An 18,970-nucleotide genomic window follows, 5' to 3' on the forward strand; every position below is an offset into this window, starting at 1 on the left:
AAATTCTATGCATTCTGCCATTTGTCCTTGAAGAACATGTTATAGATTCGAACCAAAAGAATTTTAACGATCATATAAACCGGGATAATAATCAGGATGGCAATAATTCCACCCAGGTCGCCTGCACCCAACACCAGAATGATGGTCGTGAGCGGGTGAATATCCAGCTTTTTGCCGAATACGTACGGTGCAACCAGGTTGTCCTGAATCTGCTGAGCGACAAGAATAATAATCAGAGACCAGATGGCAACTGATGGTGATACCACGAGACCCATGATCACAATAGGTACGGATGACACAATCGCTCCGATAAACGGAACAAAGTTCATGATGACCGCAATTACCGTGAGCAGTAATGCGTACGGCAGTCCAATGATCAAGAAACCGATATACATCAGTACACCCAGTGCCAGATTCACCAAAACTCTTCCCACAATAAAGCCACTCAACGCCTGATCAATCTCAATTACAACTTCACGGCTGTCCTTTTGGAAACGTTTTGGAGCGATATGTGCCAGTTTACGACCAAATTTCTCGCCTTGTAAAAGCATATAGAACAAAAGGATCGGTAGTGTAAACAAGATGATCGCAAAACTGGAAACAAGTGAGAAAAATCCACTTACATAGTTGGTTACAAAGTTAAATCCTTTGTTGATATACTCCGTGATCTGGGAGAAAGGTGTCGAGCCCTCAGGGAACAAGGCCTGAATGGCACCATTTTGCTCCAGCTCTCTCAGCTGTTCACTTAATGAATTAATTAAACTTGGTGCGTTATCAACCAGATTGATCAGTTGCTCACGTAACGATGGCCATAAACCAATGATGAAGAACACTCCCAGAATAGCAATAACCAGATAGATTAGCAAAATACTTAGCGTGCGATTTATTTTCTTTTTCTCCATATAATTCACAAGCGGCCTTAGCAGATAATAAAAGAACACCGACAACATCATCGGCACGGTAATGACCGTGATCATGGTGACGAGCGGCTGAAAGATGAAGCTCACACGTGATAATAAATAGATATTAACCAATATCAGCGCCAGTGCAATACTGAACCGGACAAACGTATTTACTTTGAACAAAATATTTCCCTCCACATGGACATTTCTTCTCTTATTTAATTTGGAATCTCAATGGTAAACACGGTGGTCTCTCGCCCACGCCGGGAAAGGATCAGCCGTCCGCCCATTTTCTCCGTATTACGTCGTGCGATGGACAAACCAAGTCCGGTGCCTCCGGTCGCTGTCCGCGCCTCATCCCCTCGTACAAACGGGTCAAAGATCGTTGACCATAGTTCTTGAGGTATGCCCACTCCGTTATCTGCCACCTCTATCACCACATGGGTATGAAGCGGAATGAGTTCGACGCGCAGTTCGGTCCCGATTGGATTATAAGACAGAGCATTGGTAATCAGATTCTGGATGACTCTGGATAACAGCTCTGGATCGTACCTCGCGTAGATCACCTCATCAGGAACAAGTACATGAAGGACAAACTGTTTCTGTTCAATCTCCCCATAGGTATCTGCCATAATCTCGCGCAGGAATTCTCCAATCTCTCTTCTCTGAATATGCATGCGAAAATCGGGCGAATCCACCTTGAGCAACTCCAACATATTCTGTATCATGCGTGCAACTTGAACGGATTTGTTATAGATGTATCCCAGATATCTTTGCTGCCTGTCCTTATCCTCCCCACGTCCTTCCACCAATGCCTGCGCATATCCCTGTATGGATGTTATCGGTGTCTTCAGATCATGTGATAAGTCTACAATCAGTCGCTGTTTGCTCTCTTCGGCGTAACGTTTCTCTGCAGAGGTGTTTTCAATGACATCCGCCATGTAGTTAAAGGTCTCACCAATCTGGACAAATTCCCTCTCTGCCGAGATCGACATCCGTGTACTATAATTCCCCTGTATCATCTGCGTAAGACCCGAGGAGAGGATACTGAGTGGTTTTTTGATTCTCCGTGCGACCCAGTAGCTGTAGACAAAGATCAATAATAAAACCAAACCGATGCCAATCATAATGTAAAAGGATAATGGATGTTTCAGATTAGTAATCAACTGATTATCATTAATTCGCACGCTGACCAGATCACGTGGGATTTTGAGCAATACATACGCTGCCGCTCCTTCTGTCGAGAGAGGAGTGATCGAATAATAGTATTCCTGGTCACTCCGATTTTCCAGTCCATCATATAGATCAGCTTCACTGTATTGCGTGATCGCATCTTGCTTGTCTCCCACATGATGAATGACATTGCGATTCGCATCCAGAATTTCAATCCAGCCCCCGCTATCCTTGAGACGTTGAATCTCTGTGTCTTTGCCTTTCGACACCGAACCTCCACCGGAATAAAATTCGTTCTCCAGCTCCTCCACATACATGTGGGCTTCAACATTCAGATTCGGGTCTACCACCTGATCCGAAATGCGAAAATCCACGACATCAAGTGAAACCATAAGGTACACAATCAATACCAGTAACAGCAAAAAGAAGTTGAATAGCAAGAAGTCCAAAGTCAGGGATGTCTGCAACAGTCGCTTTTCTCTAGCTTTCCATGGGCGCTTCAATTTTGTATCCAAGTCCCCTTATCGTTTTGAGATATTCCGGTTGTCTGGAGTCACGCTCGATCTTCTCCCGAATGTTGCTGATATGTACCATAATCGTGCTGTCCTCGTGCGCATAATAGTCGCCCCAGACCGCTTCGTATATTTTTTTACGGGTGAACACTCGGCCAGGTTGATCAAGCAACAATTCCATAATTTTATACTCTGTAGAGGTCAATGTTACAGGACTTCCTGAACGAAAAAGGATACATTGGGATCGATCCAGCGTCAGATCACCTAATACCAGATTCTGTTCTTTCGCTTCGGTGATCTCCGCTGCATCAAATTGATTAACTCTTCTGAGCAACGCCTCTACTCTGGCGACAATCTCAAGCGGGTTGAACGGCTTCGCTATATAATCGTCTGCCCCAAGTCCAAGTCCAAGGATTTTATCGTGATCCTGACTTTTAGCGGATAGGAACAGTACAGGCATGTGATATGTAGCTCTGATCTGTTTGATCAACTGCAATCCATCCATTACAGGCATCATGATGTCCAGTATGACCAGATCGATCTGTGTTGAACGTATGCATTGTAATGCCTCGGCTCCATTCACCGCAGTTTTAATGGTATAGTCCTTCTCCAGATATAGTTGAAGCAGTTCAACAATCTCTGGTTCGTCATCTGCAATTAATACGGTGTATCTCATGTTATTCCTCTCATTTCCTATACTCTATGCCTATCTCTACATTATTACTATATACTACGTCTCTTAATTCAACCTAAATCATTTCTAAAGATAATCTAAATAAATAGAAATAGAGCCCTGGCTCAGGCCAAGGCATTAACTAAAAAAGGGCTGTTTTCAGCCTACATTCAAGCTTTTCGTTCTTCATTCAGGCTTTTCAATCTTCATTTGGACCATTTGTATTAGATCATCAGATCAGTCCTTAAGCGAGCGTAGCCACGGCTCAACTTTCCCCAATAAACGTTCCTTGTCATACTGCACATATTGGTTCGCCCGATTGCGCACCGGATCACCCGCGTAGAAACGTTCATATAGATCATGCCTTGCTCCGAGTGGACTTCCGGTCAGCTCCCATGCAAGTTGAAAGAGACGAATCTTCTCCGCGGCTTGCATCGTTACTCCACCAAGATATTTGCCAATCATGGAACCCATCATTTCATTCATCTCAAACGTACCTGAAGGAATCTGAATCAGACCACCCGCAGCAATGGTCTTCAAAATCTCCACCGCGCGGGGGTAATAGCGATTGCCCAGATTACGTGCGGTTTCAATATATTTGAATTCCGGCAGCCAGTTGCCAAATGGGTCCGGCTTGGACTGTGCTTCAGCAGCAATAATCAGTCCCTCGATAGTCTGCATCTGACTGATCAGCTCTCCAAGTTGTTCCTGCACATTCAGGAAAGAGTCCACCCCAATCTCCTTGGCAATGGATGAGGTCACGGCTGTAATAAACTCCAGTTTCGAGTGTAATCGAATGACACTCTGATGGTAGGCCAGACTGGCCGAAGCTGTATTGCAGCGAATCTGCCATACGGCTTCAGGGTTATTGTGCAGTAATACACGTTCCCAGGGCACAAATACATCATCAAAAAATAATACAGCATCCATCTCATCATACTGCGCACTGAGTGGATGTGATTTATCTGTATCTTTTGTGGCAAAAGATTCACGACACATCATGTGCAAGCCCGGACTGTCCGCGGCTACAATTACCATATGGGCCAGCTCTGGCAGGTGGCCTGGAATTCGTTGAACGGGATAAGCAATGATATCATCCGCATAAGGCGCTGCTGTTGCCACCATTTTGGCCCCGCGGATCACTACGCCCTCTGTATTCCTTTTGACAATTCGCAGCATGGCATCCTCATCTTCACCAACAGGCAAGGACCGATTAATCTGCGGGTCACGCTGGACAATTGTCAGGAATGCATCGTTTCGTTTGGCTTGTGCAAAATAATCCGATATTTTGTCTGCAAATGCCGGGTCATGCGCTGTCATCTCTTGTCGTGTTGCATACCAACCGGTCAGCCTGGATCGGGCATAATCAGACAATCGGCTCATCACCCCATACGTCCGATCGGCCCACAGCCGAAAAGCATCCGCCCTGCTGTTTACGTCAGGAAGTGAACGAGGCACAAGAAAAGAGCGATGCACATAACTTCCCGTCTGTTCGTCCCAATAGGCCACGGTTTCCCTTGTCTCCGGGTCATCCACCAGATTGAACAATCCTTCTATGGTTTGAAGTGTTCCCTGAAAGGCCCGATGCCCAGTTACCTGGATACGCTCTCCGTCCAGCCATACATTCCGCTCATCATTCAGCCGTTGAATGTAAGCTTGTCCACGAGACATCGTGATACTCATGATATGCCCTCCCTCTCAGGCACCGGCCTGACATTTCTGTAACTCCATCCTTCTAACTGCTTGAGAAACTATGTAATGATACATTCTGTATCTAATGAAATAGTACTGTGCCTTAGCTAGAAAAGTCAACAGACACCGAACGATGAGTCCGCTGTCTGTTGGGCCATGCTATTTTAGACTAATTTGGAATACATGTGACGCAGATACCGCCAGCGCACGAGTGCAAAATACAAAATCTGCATGGAAGCAAACACCAAGAAGATGCGCAGGCTGTATCCAAAGACCGAGAAATCAACCAGTTGCTGCAACGCCACAAAGGCAACCGAACTGTGGATAACCGCCACCAGAATCGGCAGGAAGAACATAAGCAATAGCTGCCTTGTTACGATCTTACGGAGTTCGGGACGACTCAGTCCCATTTTGCCAATCATGCGATACTGCGCTTCATCCCGTTCTAGATCTGCGTAAAGTCTGAAATACGTGAAACTTGCTGCAAAGGTGAAGAAAACAATGCCGATCAGGCCGCTCAAAATTAGAATGATGCCATTGGTCTGCTTGGAATTAAGCCAATCCACCACAAGCGCGCTGACCTCGTAATAACCTTTTTCGGAATGATCATCTTGAATGGATTTGATCAATTCAGGAGCAAAGCTGCGTGTACCCATCCAATCTTTCACGATAAATTGTATCGTTCGACTCGAATAGAAACCTTCAGGCATCCCCACTTCCTCGTTATACGTCGGTCTCAACTTCTCAAACAATTCGTTGGTTACAACGTAGAGATTAATTTCATTTTGAAAAGGAATCACAATATCGGTACCAGGTGTCACTAGCCGAATCTGTTCCGACCGATTATCAATCTCCAGATTGACCTCTGTTCCTGAGAATCCTTGTTCAGCCTGATCACGGTACTTCTTACGAACCGCCAAATTACTTGGTGTCATAAATGACTCATCGACCTGTTTCAACGTACGTTCTTCGTACCCAAGTGCCTTCGCCAGACGGTTATAATCACTCAGTTTGATAATCCTTCCATTATTATTTTCAGGTATATGAGCATAACTGCCCTTCACGTAGGGAACTTGATGATCAATCAACGTTTCTTCAATCTGCCGAATATGTCGCTCGGAGTTGGGAGTATCCCAGTTATTCATATAACTGAATGCATATGGATTCGACATGGACGACAAACCTGGATCAGCAATCGCGAGCATGGTACCAATTCCCGTAAATGAAGAAGCCGAGATGATACTTACCATGAAAAACATGATGGCGTTATCTTTCATTCGATAGGTAAGTTCAGATAGGAAAAGCAGATTGGTTTTACGGAAAAACAACCTTGGATTTCTTTTCAGTGCCCGAATGATGTATACACTGAGCTGCGTGAACAGAAAGTACGTACCTGCAATAACAACCACGACACTTGCGAGTAATAACGGAAAGGAGAAGCTTATCCATACAAAAGTGAATACTCCTGCATAACCCCCACCAATCAACAATACGGATAACAAGGCGAGTAGACGTGATGCTTTGGGTTCCGGTTTCGGTTTTTCCTCTGATTTCACAAGGTCAATGAGAGTTCCTTTGCGAATGAGCAAGGATGATGACATCGCGATCACAACAAACAGCAGCAGAAATGCACCTGCGGTCAGGGCAATGCTTTTTAGCGGAAAATAGAATCGAAGACTGTTCTCAACAGCCAGCATGGAGCCACAGATCAGCAGGATCAATTTGCCGAAAATAATTCCGAGTCCGATCCCGGTAATGATGGAAGCTAATCCGATACACATGTTCTCCATAAACAGAAGTCTGTTCATCTGTTTACGTGTCATGCCTATCATCAGGAAAATACCAAATTCCTTCTTGCGAGTCTTCAGAAATGAACCAACGGAATAGAGCAGGAACAAGAATGAAAAGATGAATATAATGATCTCTGCAATCACAAACCCCTGATTCGCAAGCAACGTAACCGTCCCACTTGACCCCTTTAACCCTGCTTTCAAATCAGGATGGAACAGGAGCAATGCGTAAGTAAAAAAGATCATAACGGAAAATGTACTGCTCAGAAAATGAGCCAGATAAATTCGTTTGTTGCGAACAACGTTATTAATGGCGAACTGGCGAAAATTCATGTCCTGAACCTCCCATTAGGGATAATACATTAATAATCTTCTGGTAAAAGGCTGCGCGATTATCGCCGTAGTGAATTTCATTATACAGTTTGCCATCCTTGATAAAGACAACCCGACTGCAATAACTTGCAGCTACTGCATCATGAGTGACCAGCAGCATCGTAGCCTGATCCTCCTGATTGCGAGTTTCGAGAATCTCCATGACATCTCTTGCCGCCTTCGAATCCAGGTTGCCTGTTGGCTCATCGGCCAGAATCAGCTTCGGGGAATGGATAAGCGCTCTGGCAATGGCCGTACGCTGTGCCTGTCCTCCTGATATCTCATATGTCCGTTTGTTCAGAATACCCTCGATCCCCAGCTTGCTTGTTAGCTGTTCAACACGAGTGTTCATCTCTGCTAGCGAAACACCGTCAAGAGTCAGTGGTAGCACAATGTTTTCCTTGACTGTCAGTGTATTTAACAGATTGAACGATTGAAAAACGAAACCAAGCTCTTTGCGCCGGAATAGCGCGAGTTCGTCCTGATTCAATTCAAACGGATTCTTCCCTGCAATCCGCAGTTCGCCTGATGTTGGGTGATCAATGGTTGAGATCATGTTCAGCAGTGTTGTTTTGCCACTACCGGATGGTCCCATGATGCCAACAAACTCACCTTCCTGAATACTGAGGTCAATACCTGATAACGCTTCATAAGATACGATGCCTTTGTAGATTTTACTGATCTGTTTCACAGAACAAATCTCCATGGTTACAACTCCTTAGTGATGTATGAATTCAAAATTAAGTTACTTTCATGCTGTGTGCATGTGTATTGTGCGTGGCCTTTCCTGTACTCTTATAACTATAGTCTATCGAAGTTTCGGCCATTCTCCTATGGTTTAACCTTTCATCAACATGACAATGTTGTAAGGTTGCATCATGAAAATCAAAAAGACGCCTTCGCCCCGATCAGGCAATAGACGTCTATACATACACTCACACTGTAATTCATACTCCACTCACACTTCTTCAACAAAAATACACACCTCACGGCCCAATCTTACCTCAATCTGTCACTTCAGGAGTTGAATGTGATTCGGACAGTCGTTCCTTCGCCGTACACGGATTCAAGATCAATCCGATGATTCATCCGTGTTAACACTTCTTTGGCAATATACAGCCCCATGCCAGTGGACTCTTTGAAATGTCGCCCGTTCTCCCCGGTGAAGAAAGGCTGGAATACCCGATTTAGATCAGACTTCGGAATCCCAATGCCTTGATCCTGCACTTCCAGTATGATGGAGCGTTCGGCTTCATACGCACGCACATAGATCTTTTGCCCGCTGCCCGCGGAATATTTGATTGCATTGGACAGTAACTGTACTAAGACAAAACGAATCCACTTGGCATCGGATTGCACAACCAGTGCAGGATCTATATGTATCTCTGGATAGACGTGATTGCGGATGAAGAACCGTTTCAGCTCATGGATCGCCTCTTCCCCAGCGGTCCTCAGTATCACAGGTTCCACACTGAAATCCTGTTCGAAGGTATCCAATCTGGCCACATACAGCACAGTCTCCAAACCTCGCCTCATCTGGTCCGCTTCCTCCCGAATGCTTACGAGCCGAGGATCATCATCTTCCTGACCTTCCACGGTCAACTCAATAACGGATAACGGTGTCTTCATCTGATGGACCCACTGGTTCATGAATGTCAGATATTCTTGCTGCCGTTGTTCCAGCCGATGAAGATGAGCATGATACTGGCCGTATTGTGAATCCAACAACTTCTCCAGCGCCAGTGATAAAGGACTTGTTTCGTTCAATGGTACAAATTCCTTCAGCGAATCCATCGACCGTGACATCCGGGTATAAAAGGAGCGATGTGAATAATAACGATACACCAAATATCCGATGTATAAAAATAATCCCAACGCTACGGCATAAGCAGCCGTGACCCAATCGTTGTAACCGTCATACCAGAACACTGCAACAACGGTGAACAAGATGGCAACAACCCAGCACGTTAAAGCGAGATGTTCTCGTATAAACAATCTCATGATGGTGAAGAGGCCTTCCAGGTATTGTTCAATCGGTAACCCGAACCTCTGACCGTTTCCAGTGCGTCCGTAATACCAAGTTCGGCTAATCGTTTACGCACCCGAGTAACGTTTACGCTGAGTGTATTGTCATCCACAAAAGAGTCATCCCACAGCTTCTCCAAGATTGTCTCTCTGCTCACCAGCTTGGGACTGCGGCGGAGTAACGTTTCCAGCAGAATCGTTTCCTTCTTCGTCAGCTGTACTTTGCGATCACCAAGCTGAATCTCCAGTCTTTCCAAGTACACGACCAAACCGTCCAGTTCCACCTTGCGTTCTTCGTCACGTGCAGCATAGTCCCCATATACCCGGCGCAGCTGACTTCGAATTTTTGCTATAACAATCTCATGCTCAAATGGCTTCGTAATATAATCATCCGCCCCGTTCTCCAGTGCCATGACCTGATCCATCTTCCCACTCCGTGCGGAGATAAACAAAATGGGGCATGTAGACAGCGTACGAATCTGGCGGCACCAATAGAAACCATCGTAACTGGGCAAGTTGATATCCAGAAGTACCACATGTGGCTGTACCTGCTCAAACTGTTGCACAATCATCTCAAAATCCTCGACCAGAACGGCCCGATCCCCGTAGCGTTCAATATGTGATTTCAATAATCCCGCAATCTTGGGATCGTCCTCTATTATCATAATGGTATACATTATTGGATCTCACCTCTGGCAAAATCATAACACAGGATTTATTATCGAGCATCGACTTCCTTACGCCAATCCACAATATCTGCATTCAATTGCTTCAGGTCTCCTAAAGCTTTCTGATCATCCGATAACTTGTATTGTTGCTTCAATGCCAGGATACGATATACACTCTCATCAATTCGGGACTCGGTGATCTTGCCTGACTTTACTGCACTTATTAGCGTATCAAAAATCGTCTTGGCACTCTCATAACTGTGAGCTACCAACAGAATGTCACTTCCAGCTTTGACAGTTGCCAGGGCTGCCTGGTCCAACTTGTAGTTCTTCGCGATTGCACCCATACTCAGGTCATCTGTGATGACCACACCATCATACTTGAACTTCCCGCGCAAATGTTCACCTATAATGACATCCGATAAGGAAGCCGGATGATCCGGGTCCAGCTTCGGGAACAAAATGTGTGCAACCATGACCGCCTCTACCTGCTCCTTCACTGCGGCCTGGAACGGAATCCATTCAAGCTCGGCCAGTTGTTTTTCCGTTTTATTCACGACAGGGAGATCGAGATGGGAGTCTACGGACGTATCACCATGACCCGGAAAATGTTTCACTACCGGAATAATGCCTTCACTACGTAATCCCTTCATCTCTGCAATCCCCATACGTGACACCAGTTCTGCCGAGCTGCCGAATGAACGATCTCCAATTACCGGGTTCTTCGGGTTACTGTTCACATCTAGCACAGGAGCAAAGTCCACATTAAAACCCGCAAGCTGAACCTGTCTCGCCAACAATTCACCCATCGTTTCAGCAAGCGCGCTATCTTTCGTCTCGCCTACTTTTCTACTGGAAGGAATGGATTCCACCGTCTCCGGCATACGACTCACTTTGCCGCCCTCCTGATCCACACTCATGAAGATCGGTACCGGGTTGGACTGATTCGCTTCCTTGATGGACTTCACAAACTTGGCTGTTCCCTCGAGTGTTGATACATTGTTGGCATAGAAAATAATGCCCCCTACCTTTTGATCGGTAATCATCTGTTTGGCTTGATCATCCAACGTTGTCCCTTGAACACCGGCCAGTATCATCTGTCCAATCTTCTCTTCTAACGTTAATGAACTAAGTTGCTCCTGCACCGGATCGACTTCTTCTTGCGGTTCCTCTGGTACTTCTTCCTGCGGTGGAGCAATATTCTGCTCCGGCGATGAGGAAGATTGCCCTGAGTTGGATCCAGCGTTCGATCCGGTATTCGAGTCCGTTGCGGAGGAAGGTTTCTGTGCTTGGCCACATGCCGATAAAAGCAGAACGATCCCCAGCAGAAGACACATCATATGCAGTGGTTTTCTCCATTTATTGTTCGAGTTGTACCTATAGTTGTGCAAGGATATTCATCCTCCTTATGTAATGTCATCTTGGCAACCCTTGGGTTCAGGCCTAACCTTATCATAAGGTGGTGGATTTTCAAAATGAGCGCTTCTGAGGATTGAATCGTTGTTCAGACACTTAAGCGGTAAAAAAAGTGGTTGCACTGGAACCTGAGATGTGGAACTTAATGGTGTTGTGACTAGGCGCGTGTGCGATGTATGTAAGAGAATAAAAAGGAGTAACGGTGCAGAAAACGATTTTCTATTGTGAATTTTTCATATGTTGAAATTATTAGTATAGGAAGATCAAAAAGCCGCCCAAAGGCGGCCTATTTGTTCGTTTTTGTTTTACTCTTCGTTGTAAATCGTTGCCGTTCAGTGTTAGTTCACCTTTCACCAAACGTTATTAGGCTTCTATTAATGGAGTGTTTGCAACACTTCCGTTGTAAATGGAATGATTTCGGATATGCGACCTTCACGAACTTTGGCAGGCCATTCGGGATCACTAAGCAGAACACGACCCAAGGCGATCAAGTCAAATTCATTGTTCTCCAACTTCTCATTTAATTGATCCAAATGGGCATCACCTGTTCCCTGGTTCTCGGTTGCTCTGTCTACGAATTCAGCTTCAAGACCTACCGATCCAACTGAAATAGCTGGTTTACCCGTTATTTTTTGCGTCCAACCCGCAAGATTCAGCTCAGATCCTTCGAATTCCGGTAACCAGAACCGCCGTGTAGAGCAATGGAATATATCCACGCCAGCAACACTGAGTGGTGCCAAGAATTGCTCCAATTGTTCTGGCGTCTCCACCAGACGTGCCTCATAATTCCCCATCTTCCATTGGGAGAACCGGAGCACAATTGGGAAATCAGGACCAACCGCCGCACGACAAGCTTCAATCACTTCAACTGCAAATTGAGTTCGCCGTACCAAATCACCACCATAATTGTCGGTCCGTCGATTCGTCTGCTCCCAGAAGAATTGGTCAATCAGGTATCCATGGGCTCCGTGCAGTTCAATGCCGTCAAACCCGATTCGCTGTGCATCCGCTGCCGCTTGGGCAAATGCCTGTACAAGACCTTGAATCTCCTCTTCCGTTAATGGTTCACGTGATGGTTCACCTGCCATGCTTACCCCTGACGGACTTACAGGGTCAGCTTCTGCGTTAGGCAAGTCACCGGAACGACGTGCTGTACCCACATGCCACAATTGTGGCATGATTTTGCCACCCGCTTCATGTACTGCTTTCACTACATTAGCCCATCCTTGCAACGAATCTTCACCATGGAATAATGGAATACTCGCTCCACTAACAGAAGATAGATGATTAATGCCTGTACCTTCCGTTATGATGAGCCCCACTCCACCTGCTGCTCTGCGACGATAGTATTCAGCAACTTCTGGTCCAGGTACACCCTCCGGTGAGAATCCGCGAGTCATGGGTGCCATAACGATTCGATTAGACAATGTTAGCTTGTCCGAGGTGAAAGGTTTGAATAATGCTGAAGGTACGTTCATAGTACATTGCTCCTTTGCAATTGGAAGTGTGGAACTCCGCATCCACATGAAATGCGACATGCTTTTGTATATTGTAACACGTGTAATCCAGTTGACTGGTTTAGGATTATTTCTCTATCCATTTTATAGTTTCTTAATTTTATTTTCAAATTTTCGAAGTTGGGCGTTCAAACTACTCTTATAGAAAAAAAAAAGAAAGCTACCTTACGGCAGCCTCTGTTGGATCACACTACCGAAGCAGTCTGACATGCACTCTACTACATCTTAAAGTATTTTCCCGGTCACCAATAATGTGGATGTAGCATAGTATATAATCCATAATCTTCCTTCCAATTTAATTAGCATTCACAGGGATATCACTCCGGTTCACTCGAAGCAATTTCCCTGATGAAGTTGATAACACATCCGGATCGGTACCCAGACCAAAGTAGAAGTCACCCTCGTTCTCTTCGAAAGACTTGGCATAGGTGTCCTGGTTAAAACGTAAAATCTCATTCCATGTGGTCAGATCGGTTGATTGGTAGACCCGATTGATATACAGATTGGCACTTTGGCGAGTATACGTAAGCACATACACCTTGCCTTCACGCAACAGCACATCGGTTGGGAGCGCCTTGGCATCCGGGAGATTAACTCGCCTTGCCTGATTGATGTCGGTCATGACATTCAAAGATTTGGGCAGCAGCTGCCCATCATTAAACACGCCACCTGCTATATAGAGCAACTTGTTATTGAAGTTAACATTTTTGCCTATTTTATTATAAGGAATCGTGCCCGTTTGATAGGTTAGTCCAGGTAGCATTTTGTTACCATAGATGACAACATCCCGTTTCTCAAGATTTTCATTAATCTCCAAAATATTAGTTTTGTCATTCCATATTTTATTGGCAGGATACATCATGCCAGATGCATATAACTTGCCATTAAGATGGAACATGGTATAAGCCCGGAAACCAAACGTATTAATGGTCGCATATTTCTGCCAAGTTTCACCTTCATTATGAGAGATTAGTATGGTTGGTTTGGACTCCGTACCCAGCGCGGCAAACATCTTACCCTGATACGATGCCAAATCGTACACGTGTACACCCAGCGGCAGATTGCGATATTTGGTCCACACCTCTCCATCCAGACGATAGAAGTTACCCAGTTCCCACTGTTCACTATCAGAATCATTGCCAGGAATATATAACTTGTCGTTTAGTACTCGGTAGATATCAATCTGTTCCTCATCCACATACATCTTCGTTGATGGCAAGATGCCCGGGTTGCTGTTAGTCACCGACTGGGTCTTGAATTTTGCATTCGCTGTATCATAATAAATAACTGGAATAGGGCCTGAATTAGGAGCTACGCCCAGATTGCTGCTATTTCCGTGGCCCAAATATATTTTGCCGTTGTACAGTTGCATGTCCCAAACGTTATTAGCATATGGTGTTTTGGTAAAAGGTCTGCCTAGTAGTTCGATCTTCGATGTTACATCCGCTGAACTGATCGGTGCATTCGACACCTTGGCAAGCCCACGTTCCGTCGCAGGGGGTTGTGTTGTTGAGTTTGTGTTTTTCGGCTTGGAGTTCCCCATAAGCATCCAGCTCATTCCTGCGACAATGGTCAAAATTACGGCTGTCCATTTTGTATGTCTCTGCATGTCCGCTTCCTCCTTCATTTTTTCATCATTATTACCTTCACACCAAGATGATACAATTTGTATCTTTTTATACTATGTAAAACCACCCGCACATGCAACAAATTCCGCCCTATTTATACAAAAAAAGTAGACAATCACATCTGTTGATGTGCTGTCTACTTGTTCTTACTGTCTGTGATTTCTATTCAGCTTTTACCAAAATCTTAACCTGATTTTTCTCTTTCAACAGTGCTTCAAATCCATGCTCTACCACTTCATCCAACGTAATTCGTTTGGTCACCAGCTTGTCAGCCGGGAAGAAACCTTTATCCATCAGACTGATAACAGCCGGGAACACATCGCGATAACCAATAATGCCATTGACTGTACGTTCTTTCATGACAATTGAGTTCGGGTGAATCGGCGCTTCCTGTTCAAAAATACTGACGATCATCAACTCTCCACCAATACGTGTCGAATCGATGGCTTGTTGCAGAACACGTGGAACACCGGTTACTTCATAAGCTACGTTAACGCCACCTTGTGTACGTTGATGGATCTCTTCCACGACATTAAACTGCGTTGGATCAATCACAATGGCACCGAGCTCTTCGGCTTTTGCTTTCCGTTCATCCGATAACTCCACTACATAAATATCCGATGCTCCCGAAGCTTTAAGCGCTTCGATGACCAGTAGTCCGATTGGGCCTGCGCCAAACACGGCTGCCATATCTCCCACTTTCAGCTTGCTTTGGCGCACAGCGTGAAGTGCTACAGCTGAAGGTTCAACCAACGCACCTTGCTCATACGAGATTGAATCCGGAATAGCATGTACCATGTTTTCTGCTGCAGTTACATACTCGGAGAATCCTCCTCCGCCTCCAGCCAGTCCGAGGAAACCCATCTGATCACACAGATTGTATCTGCCCTGTTTACAAGCTTCGCAGTGTCCACATGCATAGATGGGTTCTACCACAACACGATCGCCCGCCTTGAAACGTGTAACACCTTCCCCTACTTCAACCACCTGTCCTGAGAATTCATGCCCCATAACTATAGGCGCTTGTTCCCCTGTTAGCGGATGCGGTGCTTGAGCGGGAATGAAGATTGGACCTGCTGTGTACTCGTGCAAATCACTGCCGCAGATACCGCACCATTCCACTTTTATTTTGACCTTTCCTTCTTCAGGGTGAGGTTCATTAATATTTTCGAGACGTAAATCTTTGACTCCATGCCAACGTAATGCTTTCATTCATTTCATCTCCCAGATCATAATTTGTGATATAATCGGAAACGTTTCCGTAAATTAAATATGTCACATTTTAGATACGCTGTCAAACATATTTCTCCACTAATATGGCTATTTCATGATCATATCGAGTTCACTTAAGAATGCTCGCACTTTAATTCAAGTGATCTTAGCGGTATTACAAACGATGTGATCCTTGTTATTAACATATATCATGGCAAATATTATTGTAGTCCCATTGAAATTTAATCAGGCATTGCCATAAATCTGGCCCATTCACGGGATACTTCATTGTTCAAATGTTATAATCAAGTTATATAACTATCGTGAAGTTCATACATATTCCTAATAATTCGGGATCGTTTCCGATAAAGTGAGGTAACCGTACATTGAGGAAAGAACAGAAACTTACGATCAAGGACGTTGCAGAGCGTGCCGGCGTGGGCATCGCTACCGTATCCCGGGCCATCAACAATTCAGAAGGCATCAGCAGTAAAACACGGGATAAGGTGATGCAGGCCATTGAAGAACTGGGTTTTGTACCCAACACCTCGGCACAGAGTCTGAAAATCCGGCAAACGCACCAGATCGCGCTTGTTGTACCCGACATACGTAACGCCATCATTCCCGAAATCTCCTGGTCTGTAGAGCAAACTGCGAAGCAGCATGGGTACCATGTCGTGCAGATCAACACGGCAGGCAATGCCAGAACGGAGCTTGAAACCATTCGTAATGTCAAAAAATTGCATGTGGACGGACTGATCTTCATGCCTCTGGCGTACCCCAAAACGTTACCTGGACTGATTGATAAGGCGCCGCTCCCTATCTCCATGATTAATTACGGCAAGAAACTGGAACCGGGTATGAAAGCGGATATCGTCTCTCTCTCTCAACCTGAAGGAAAATTGGTAATGGAACATCTGTTCAAAATCGGCCGGACTCGAATCGCTTATGCAGGAGCACCGAAGGACATTATCGAAGAACGCTTTCGTGCGTATGAGCAAGCCGTAGGTCACGTGGACATTTCTCTCGTCTACTTTGGTGAGGACTTTTCATTAAATACAGGTGCCAATGCTGCAGATTATTTTTACGGACTTACGCATATGCCAGATGCCGTCTATGCCATTAATGATATGGTTGCCATCGGATTGGTTAATCGGTTCAAGGAGTTAGGGGTTCGTGTACCTGAAGATGTGGCTGTTGTGGGTGTGGATAACAATCAATGGACAACCGTCACGTCTCCTCAGATTAGTTCCGTGTCTATTATGGGCGAAGAAGTCGCCAGACTTGCTACCGAGCTGTTGTTAAAACGAATTCGGGAGATGAGCACGACCGATTACGAACACATCCAATTTGAACCGCGCTTAATCGTTCGTGAATCAAGCGTCGCCATGATTCATTCCTCCCAGCGAGGACAACACAGTTAAATTTGGTGAGGGGTATGGGCATTAGGATAGAATATATTTTACGGCTATCCCTTCATTTGTTCTGTTACACAGATATACTAAAAAGGTGTTGCTCAGGTCTAACTCTTTCCTGGCAGCACCTTATTTGTCGTTGATTCTATATAACTATAGCAGAGTCATACTCCGCATACGTTCATTCTAAGAAAGCAGTTGTCTGATCGGTGTTCCCTTCAGGAACATCGCTATATTCTCTACGGTATGATTATAATAGATCTCATAATTGCCACGAGTCACATAACCCAGATGCGGTGTGGCCAGAACGTTGGGCAATGTTCGCATCACATGGTTAACGGGGAGCGGTTCCTGCTCATATACATCCAGACCTGCACCAGCAATCACACCACGCTGCAATGCCTCCACCATAGCTTCCTGATCGACGATGCCCGCTCGCGACGTATTGATGAGTAGCGCACTCGATTTCATTAGTTTAAACTCGGCTTGTCCGATCAGATTCCGCGTACGATCACTCAATACTAGATGAATGGATACGATGTCGCTCTGTGCAAGCAACTGCTCCTTGGTCTCGGACCAGATCACACCATGTTTTTCGGCTTTCTCTTGTGTCAGATTCTCGCTCCAGGCCATCACATTCATACCAAATGCTTGTGCGATCTCAGCCATGCGAGTGCCTATTTTGCCCAAACCAAGCAATCCAAGTGTTCTCCCATGCAAATCCAACCCGACCGTGCTCTGCCAGTTTCGATTGGAGCGAAGTGCATTATTTTCTGTAACCAGTTGTCTGGACAGTCCCAGAATTAGTGCCCATGTAAGCTCCGTCGGCGGATTAGAGCTTCCCTCAGTTCCACACACAATGATGCCGTTCTTCTCAGCAGCCTTGAGATCTATCGACGCGTTGCGCATACCACTTGTAATCAGAAGTTTTAGCTTAGGGAGCTGCGAAATGACCTTCTCTGGAAACGGTGTACGCTCCCGCATCAGGACCACAATATCAAAATCCTGCAATTCCTGAATGACTTTTTCTTCCGAGCCCATATAGTTGTTGAATGTCTGAATCTCCACCTGATCCATCAACGGCCCCCAGTCCGCCGACGTCAGCGCAACGTTCTGATAATCATCCAAAACGGCACAACGCAACTTCGTATTCATTTCTGATCTCCTCCTATATCTGCTCAATTCTTGTATATATTGTAGCAACTCCGCATCACTTTAAACAGAATAATTCCCTATTAATGTAACAAAGACAGCGTAACTTGGATGCTCTGCTCTACAAATAAGCGGTCTGGTCCTGATTTCATCAGAACAGTCAGTCCAATCATGGATACAACCAGAGACTGTGCGACCGCACTCGCGTTCATGTCAGTAGACAACTCCCCGCTCTGTTGCCCTCGTTCTATCGTTTCTTTGAAAAGAACACCCAGGTACATCTGATGCTCCCGTGTAAGGACAGCGAATTTGGGATCATGTGGAGCCAGCTCAACCATCGTATTAATGCAAAAACAGCCGTGACTAGGCTCGGTCACAATCCCCTCTGCTCCAATATGTTCAAACAATCCACGAAAGGCTTCCCGCACGGAGGAGCCCTGTTGAAGTCTGGCTCTGACTTGAGCCGCGTGCTGAGTGGTATACCTGCGAAGTGCTGTTTCAAATAATTCCTTTTTATCGCCAAAAGCCGCATACAGACTGGGACGTTGTATGCCCATTGCGGTCGTCAAATCATTTAAAGATGCCGCTTCGAACCCTTTGTCCCAAAACGTATGCATCGCTGCATCAAGTGCTTTATCCGTATCAAATTCCCGTTGTCTAACCATAAAATTCACCTCTTTATGTATCGATCAGTATGTTTATATATTTTAACCTCACTCTTATTACAAAGTCAAAACCTAATAACCGGAAAGGAGTTTTTAGCTATAAATGAATCGAAAAGTCTGGAATAGAAGCGATCGCATACCCTCACCCAATTCTCTAT

At 45.3% G+C, this 18,970-nt stretch carries 15 protein-coding genes; 1 reads left to right on the forward strand and 14 read right to left on the reverse strand.

Annotation, left to right across the window (positions count from 1 at the left end; all coding sequences use genetic code 11):
* Positions 1-5: 5 nt before the first annotated feature.
* From MHB71_RS11720 to MHB71_RS11775, 12 genes are all read right to left on the reverse strand, one after another.
* The gene (locus tag MHB71_RS11720; RefSeq protein ID WP_127546990.1) at positions 6-1,085 is read right to left on the reverse strand and encodes an AI-2E family transporter; all 1,080 of its coding nucleotides are present in this window, start codon (positions 1,083-1,085) and stop codon (positions 6-8) included.
* Positions 1,086-1,120: 35 nt separating this feature from the next.
* Positions 1,121-2,578: a HAMP domain-containing sensor histidine kinase gene (locus MHB71_RS11725; RefSeq protein ID WP_340029663.1), complete on the reverse strand. Its 1,458-nt coding sequence runs from the start codon at positions 2,576-2,578 to the stop codon at positions 1,121-1,123.
* Positions 2,556-3,263: a response regulator transcription factor gene (locus tag MHB71_RS11730; RefSeq protein WP_340029664.1), complete on the reverse strand. Its 708-nt coding sequence runs from the start codon at positions 3,261-3,263 to the stop codon at positions 2,556-2,558. Before MHB71_RS11730 ends, MHB71_RS11725 begins: the two co-directional genes overlap by 23 nt.
* Positions 3,264-3,497: 234 nt before the next feature.
* Positions 3,498-4,943, reverse strand: a complete 1,446-nt coding sequence (locus tag MHB71_RS11735) for a 4-hydroxyphenylacetate 3-hydroxylase N-terminal domain-containing protein (RefSeq protein WP_340029665.1) — start codon at positions 4,941-4,943, stop codon at positions 3,498-3,500.
* Between the two features lie 173 nt (positions 4,944-5,116).
* Positions 5,117-7,075: an ABC transporter permease gene (locus MHB71_RS11740; RefSeq protein WP_340029666.1), complete on the reverse strand. Its 1,959-nt coding sequence runs from the start codon at positions 7,073-7,075 to the stop codon at positions 5,117-5,119.
* Positions 7,050-7,820 (reverse strand): ABC transporter ATP-binding protein, encoded by a 771-nt coding sequence (locus MHB71_RS11745; protein ID WP_340029667.1) that lies wholly within the window; start codon positions 7,818-7,820, stop codon positions 7,050-7,052. Before MHB71_RS11745 ends, MHB71_RS11740 begins: the two co-directional genes overlap by 26 nt.
* 311 nt (positions 7,821-8,131) lie before the next feature.
* On the reverse strand, positions 8,132-9,115 hold the full coding sequence (locus MHB71_RS11750) for a sensor histidine kinase (protein WP_340029668.1): 984 nt from the start codon (positions 9,113-9,115) through the stop codon (positions 8,132-8,134).
* Positions 9,112-9,816, reverse strand: a complete 705-nt coding sequence (locus tag MHB71_RS11755; RefSeq protein WP_047842720.1) for a response regulator transcription factor — start codon at positions 9,814-9,816, stop codon at positions 9,112-9,114. Before MHB71_RS11755 ends, MHB71_RS11750 begins: the two co-directional genes overlap by 4 nt.
* A gap of 41 nt (positions 9,817-9,857) precedes the next feature.
* Positions 9,858-11,198: a beta-N-acetylhexosaminidase gene (gene nagZ / locus MHB71_RS11760; RefSeq protein ID WP_340029669.1), complete on the reverse strand. Its 1,341-nt coding sequence runs from the start codon at positions 11,196-11,198 to the stop codon at positions 9,858-9,860.
* Positions 11,199-11,597: 399 nt separating this feature from the next.
* The gene (locus tag MHB71_RS11765) at positions 11,598-12,701 is read right to left on the reverse strand and encodes an NADH:flavin oxidoreductase (protein ID WP_340029670.1); all 1,104 of its coding nucleotides are present in this window, start codon (positions 12,699-12,701) and stop codon (positions 11,598-11,600) included.
* A 334-nt stretch (positions 12,702-13,035) separates the two neighbouring features.
* Positions 13,036-14,349 carry a hypothetical protein gene (locus MHB71_RS11770; RefSeq protein ID WP_340029671.1) on the reverse strand — a complete coding sequence of 438 codons (1,314 nt, stop codon included), beginning with the start codon at positions 14,347-14,349 and terminating at the stop codon, positions 13,036-13,038.
* A 181-nt stretch (positions 14,350-14,530) separates the two neighbouring features.
* Positions 14,531-15,580, reverse strand: a complete 1,050-nt coding sequence (locus MHB71_RS11775) for a 2,3-butanediol dehydrogenase (RefSeq protein ID WP_340029672.1) — start codon at positions 15,578-15,580, stop codon at positions 14,531-14,533.
* 386 nt (positions 15,581-15,966) lie between these two features.
* Here MHB71_RS11775 and MHB71_RS11780 point away from each other — a divergent pair, with 386 nt between their 5' ends.
* Positions 15,967-17,004, forward strand: a complete 1,038-nt coding sequence (locus tag MHB71_RS11780; protein WP_076249529.1) for a LacI family DNA-binding transcriptional regulator — start codon at positions 15,967-15,969, stop codon at positions 17,002-17,004.
* Positions 17,005-17,181: 177 nt separating this feature from the next.
* Here MHB71_RS11780 and MHB71_RS11785 read toward each other — a convergent pair whose 3' ends face one another.
* Together MHB71_RS11785 and MHB71_RS11790 are read right to left on the reverse strand one after the other, a co-directional pair.
* Entirely contained in the window at positions 17,182-18,150 is a 969-nt protein-coding gene (locus MHB71_RS11785; RefSeq protein WP_340029673.1) for a D-2-hydroxyacid dehydrogenase family protein, read from the reverse strand.
* An 80-nt stretch (positions 18,151-18,230) separates the two neighbouring features.
* Positions 18,231-18,812, reverse strand: coding sequence for a TetR/AcrR family transcriptional regulator (locus MHB71_RS11790; RefSeq protein ID WP_100528891.1), 582 nt, complete (start codon positions 18,810-18,812; stop codon positions 18,231-18,233).
* Positions 18,813-18,970: the final 158 nt, after the last annotated feature.

This window comes from Paenibacillus sp. FSL H7-0940 (genome assembly GCF_037979415.1).
Lineage (GTDB): Bacteria > Bacillota > Bacilli > Paenibacillales > Paenibacillaceae > Paenibacillus > Paenibacillus amylolyticus.

Bases quoted from the DNA above. Each gene is read 5' to 3' on its own strand.
- MHB71_RS11730 (WP_340029664.1), bottom strand. From the start codon at position 3,263: ATGAGATACACCGTATTAATTGCAGATGACGAACCAGAGATTGTTGAA.
- MHB71_RS11735 (WP_340029665.1), bottom strand. From the start codon at position 4,943: ATGAGTATCACGATGTCTCGTGGACAAGCTTACATTCAACGGCTGAAT.
- MHB71_RS11740 (WP_340029666.1), bottom strand. From the start codon at position 7,075: ATGAATTTTCGCCAGTTCGCCATTAATAACGTTGTTCGCAACAAACGA.
- MHB71_RS11745 (WP_340029667.1), bottom strand. From the start codon at position 7,820: ATGGAGATTTGTTCTGTGAAACAGATCAGTAAAATCTACAAAGGCATC.
- MHB71_RS11750 (WP_340029668.1), bottom strand. From the start codon at position 9,115: ATGAGATTGTTTATACGAGAACATCTCGCTTTAACGTGCTGGGTTGTT.
- MHB71_RS11755 (WP_047842720.1), bottom strand. From the start codon at position 9,816: ATGTATACCATTATGATAATAGAGGACGATCCCAAGATTGCGGGATTA.
- MHB71_RS11765 (WP_340029670.1), bottom strand. From the start codon at position 12,701: ATGAACGTACCTTCAGCATTATTCAAACCTTTCACCTCGGACAAGCTA.
- MHB71_RS11770 (WP_340029671.1), bottom strand. From the start codon at position 14,349: ATGCAGAGACATACAAAATGGACAGCCGTAATTTTGACCATTGTCGCA.
- MHB71_RS11775 (WP_340029672.1), bottom strand. From the start codon at position 15,580: ATGAAAGCATTACGTTGGCATGGAGTCAAAGATTTACGTCTCGAAAAT.
- MHB71_RS11785 (WP_340029673.1), bottom strand. From the start codon at position 18,150: ATGAATACGAAGTTGCGTTGTGCCGTTTTGGATGATTATCAGAACGTT.
- MHB71_RS11790 (WP_100528891.1), bottom strand. From the start codon at position 18,812: ATGGTTAGACAACGGGAATTTGATACGGATAAAGCACTTGATGCAGCG.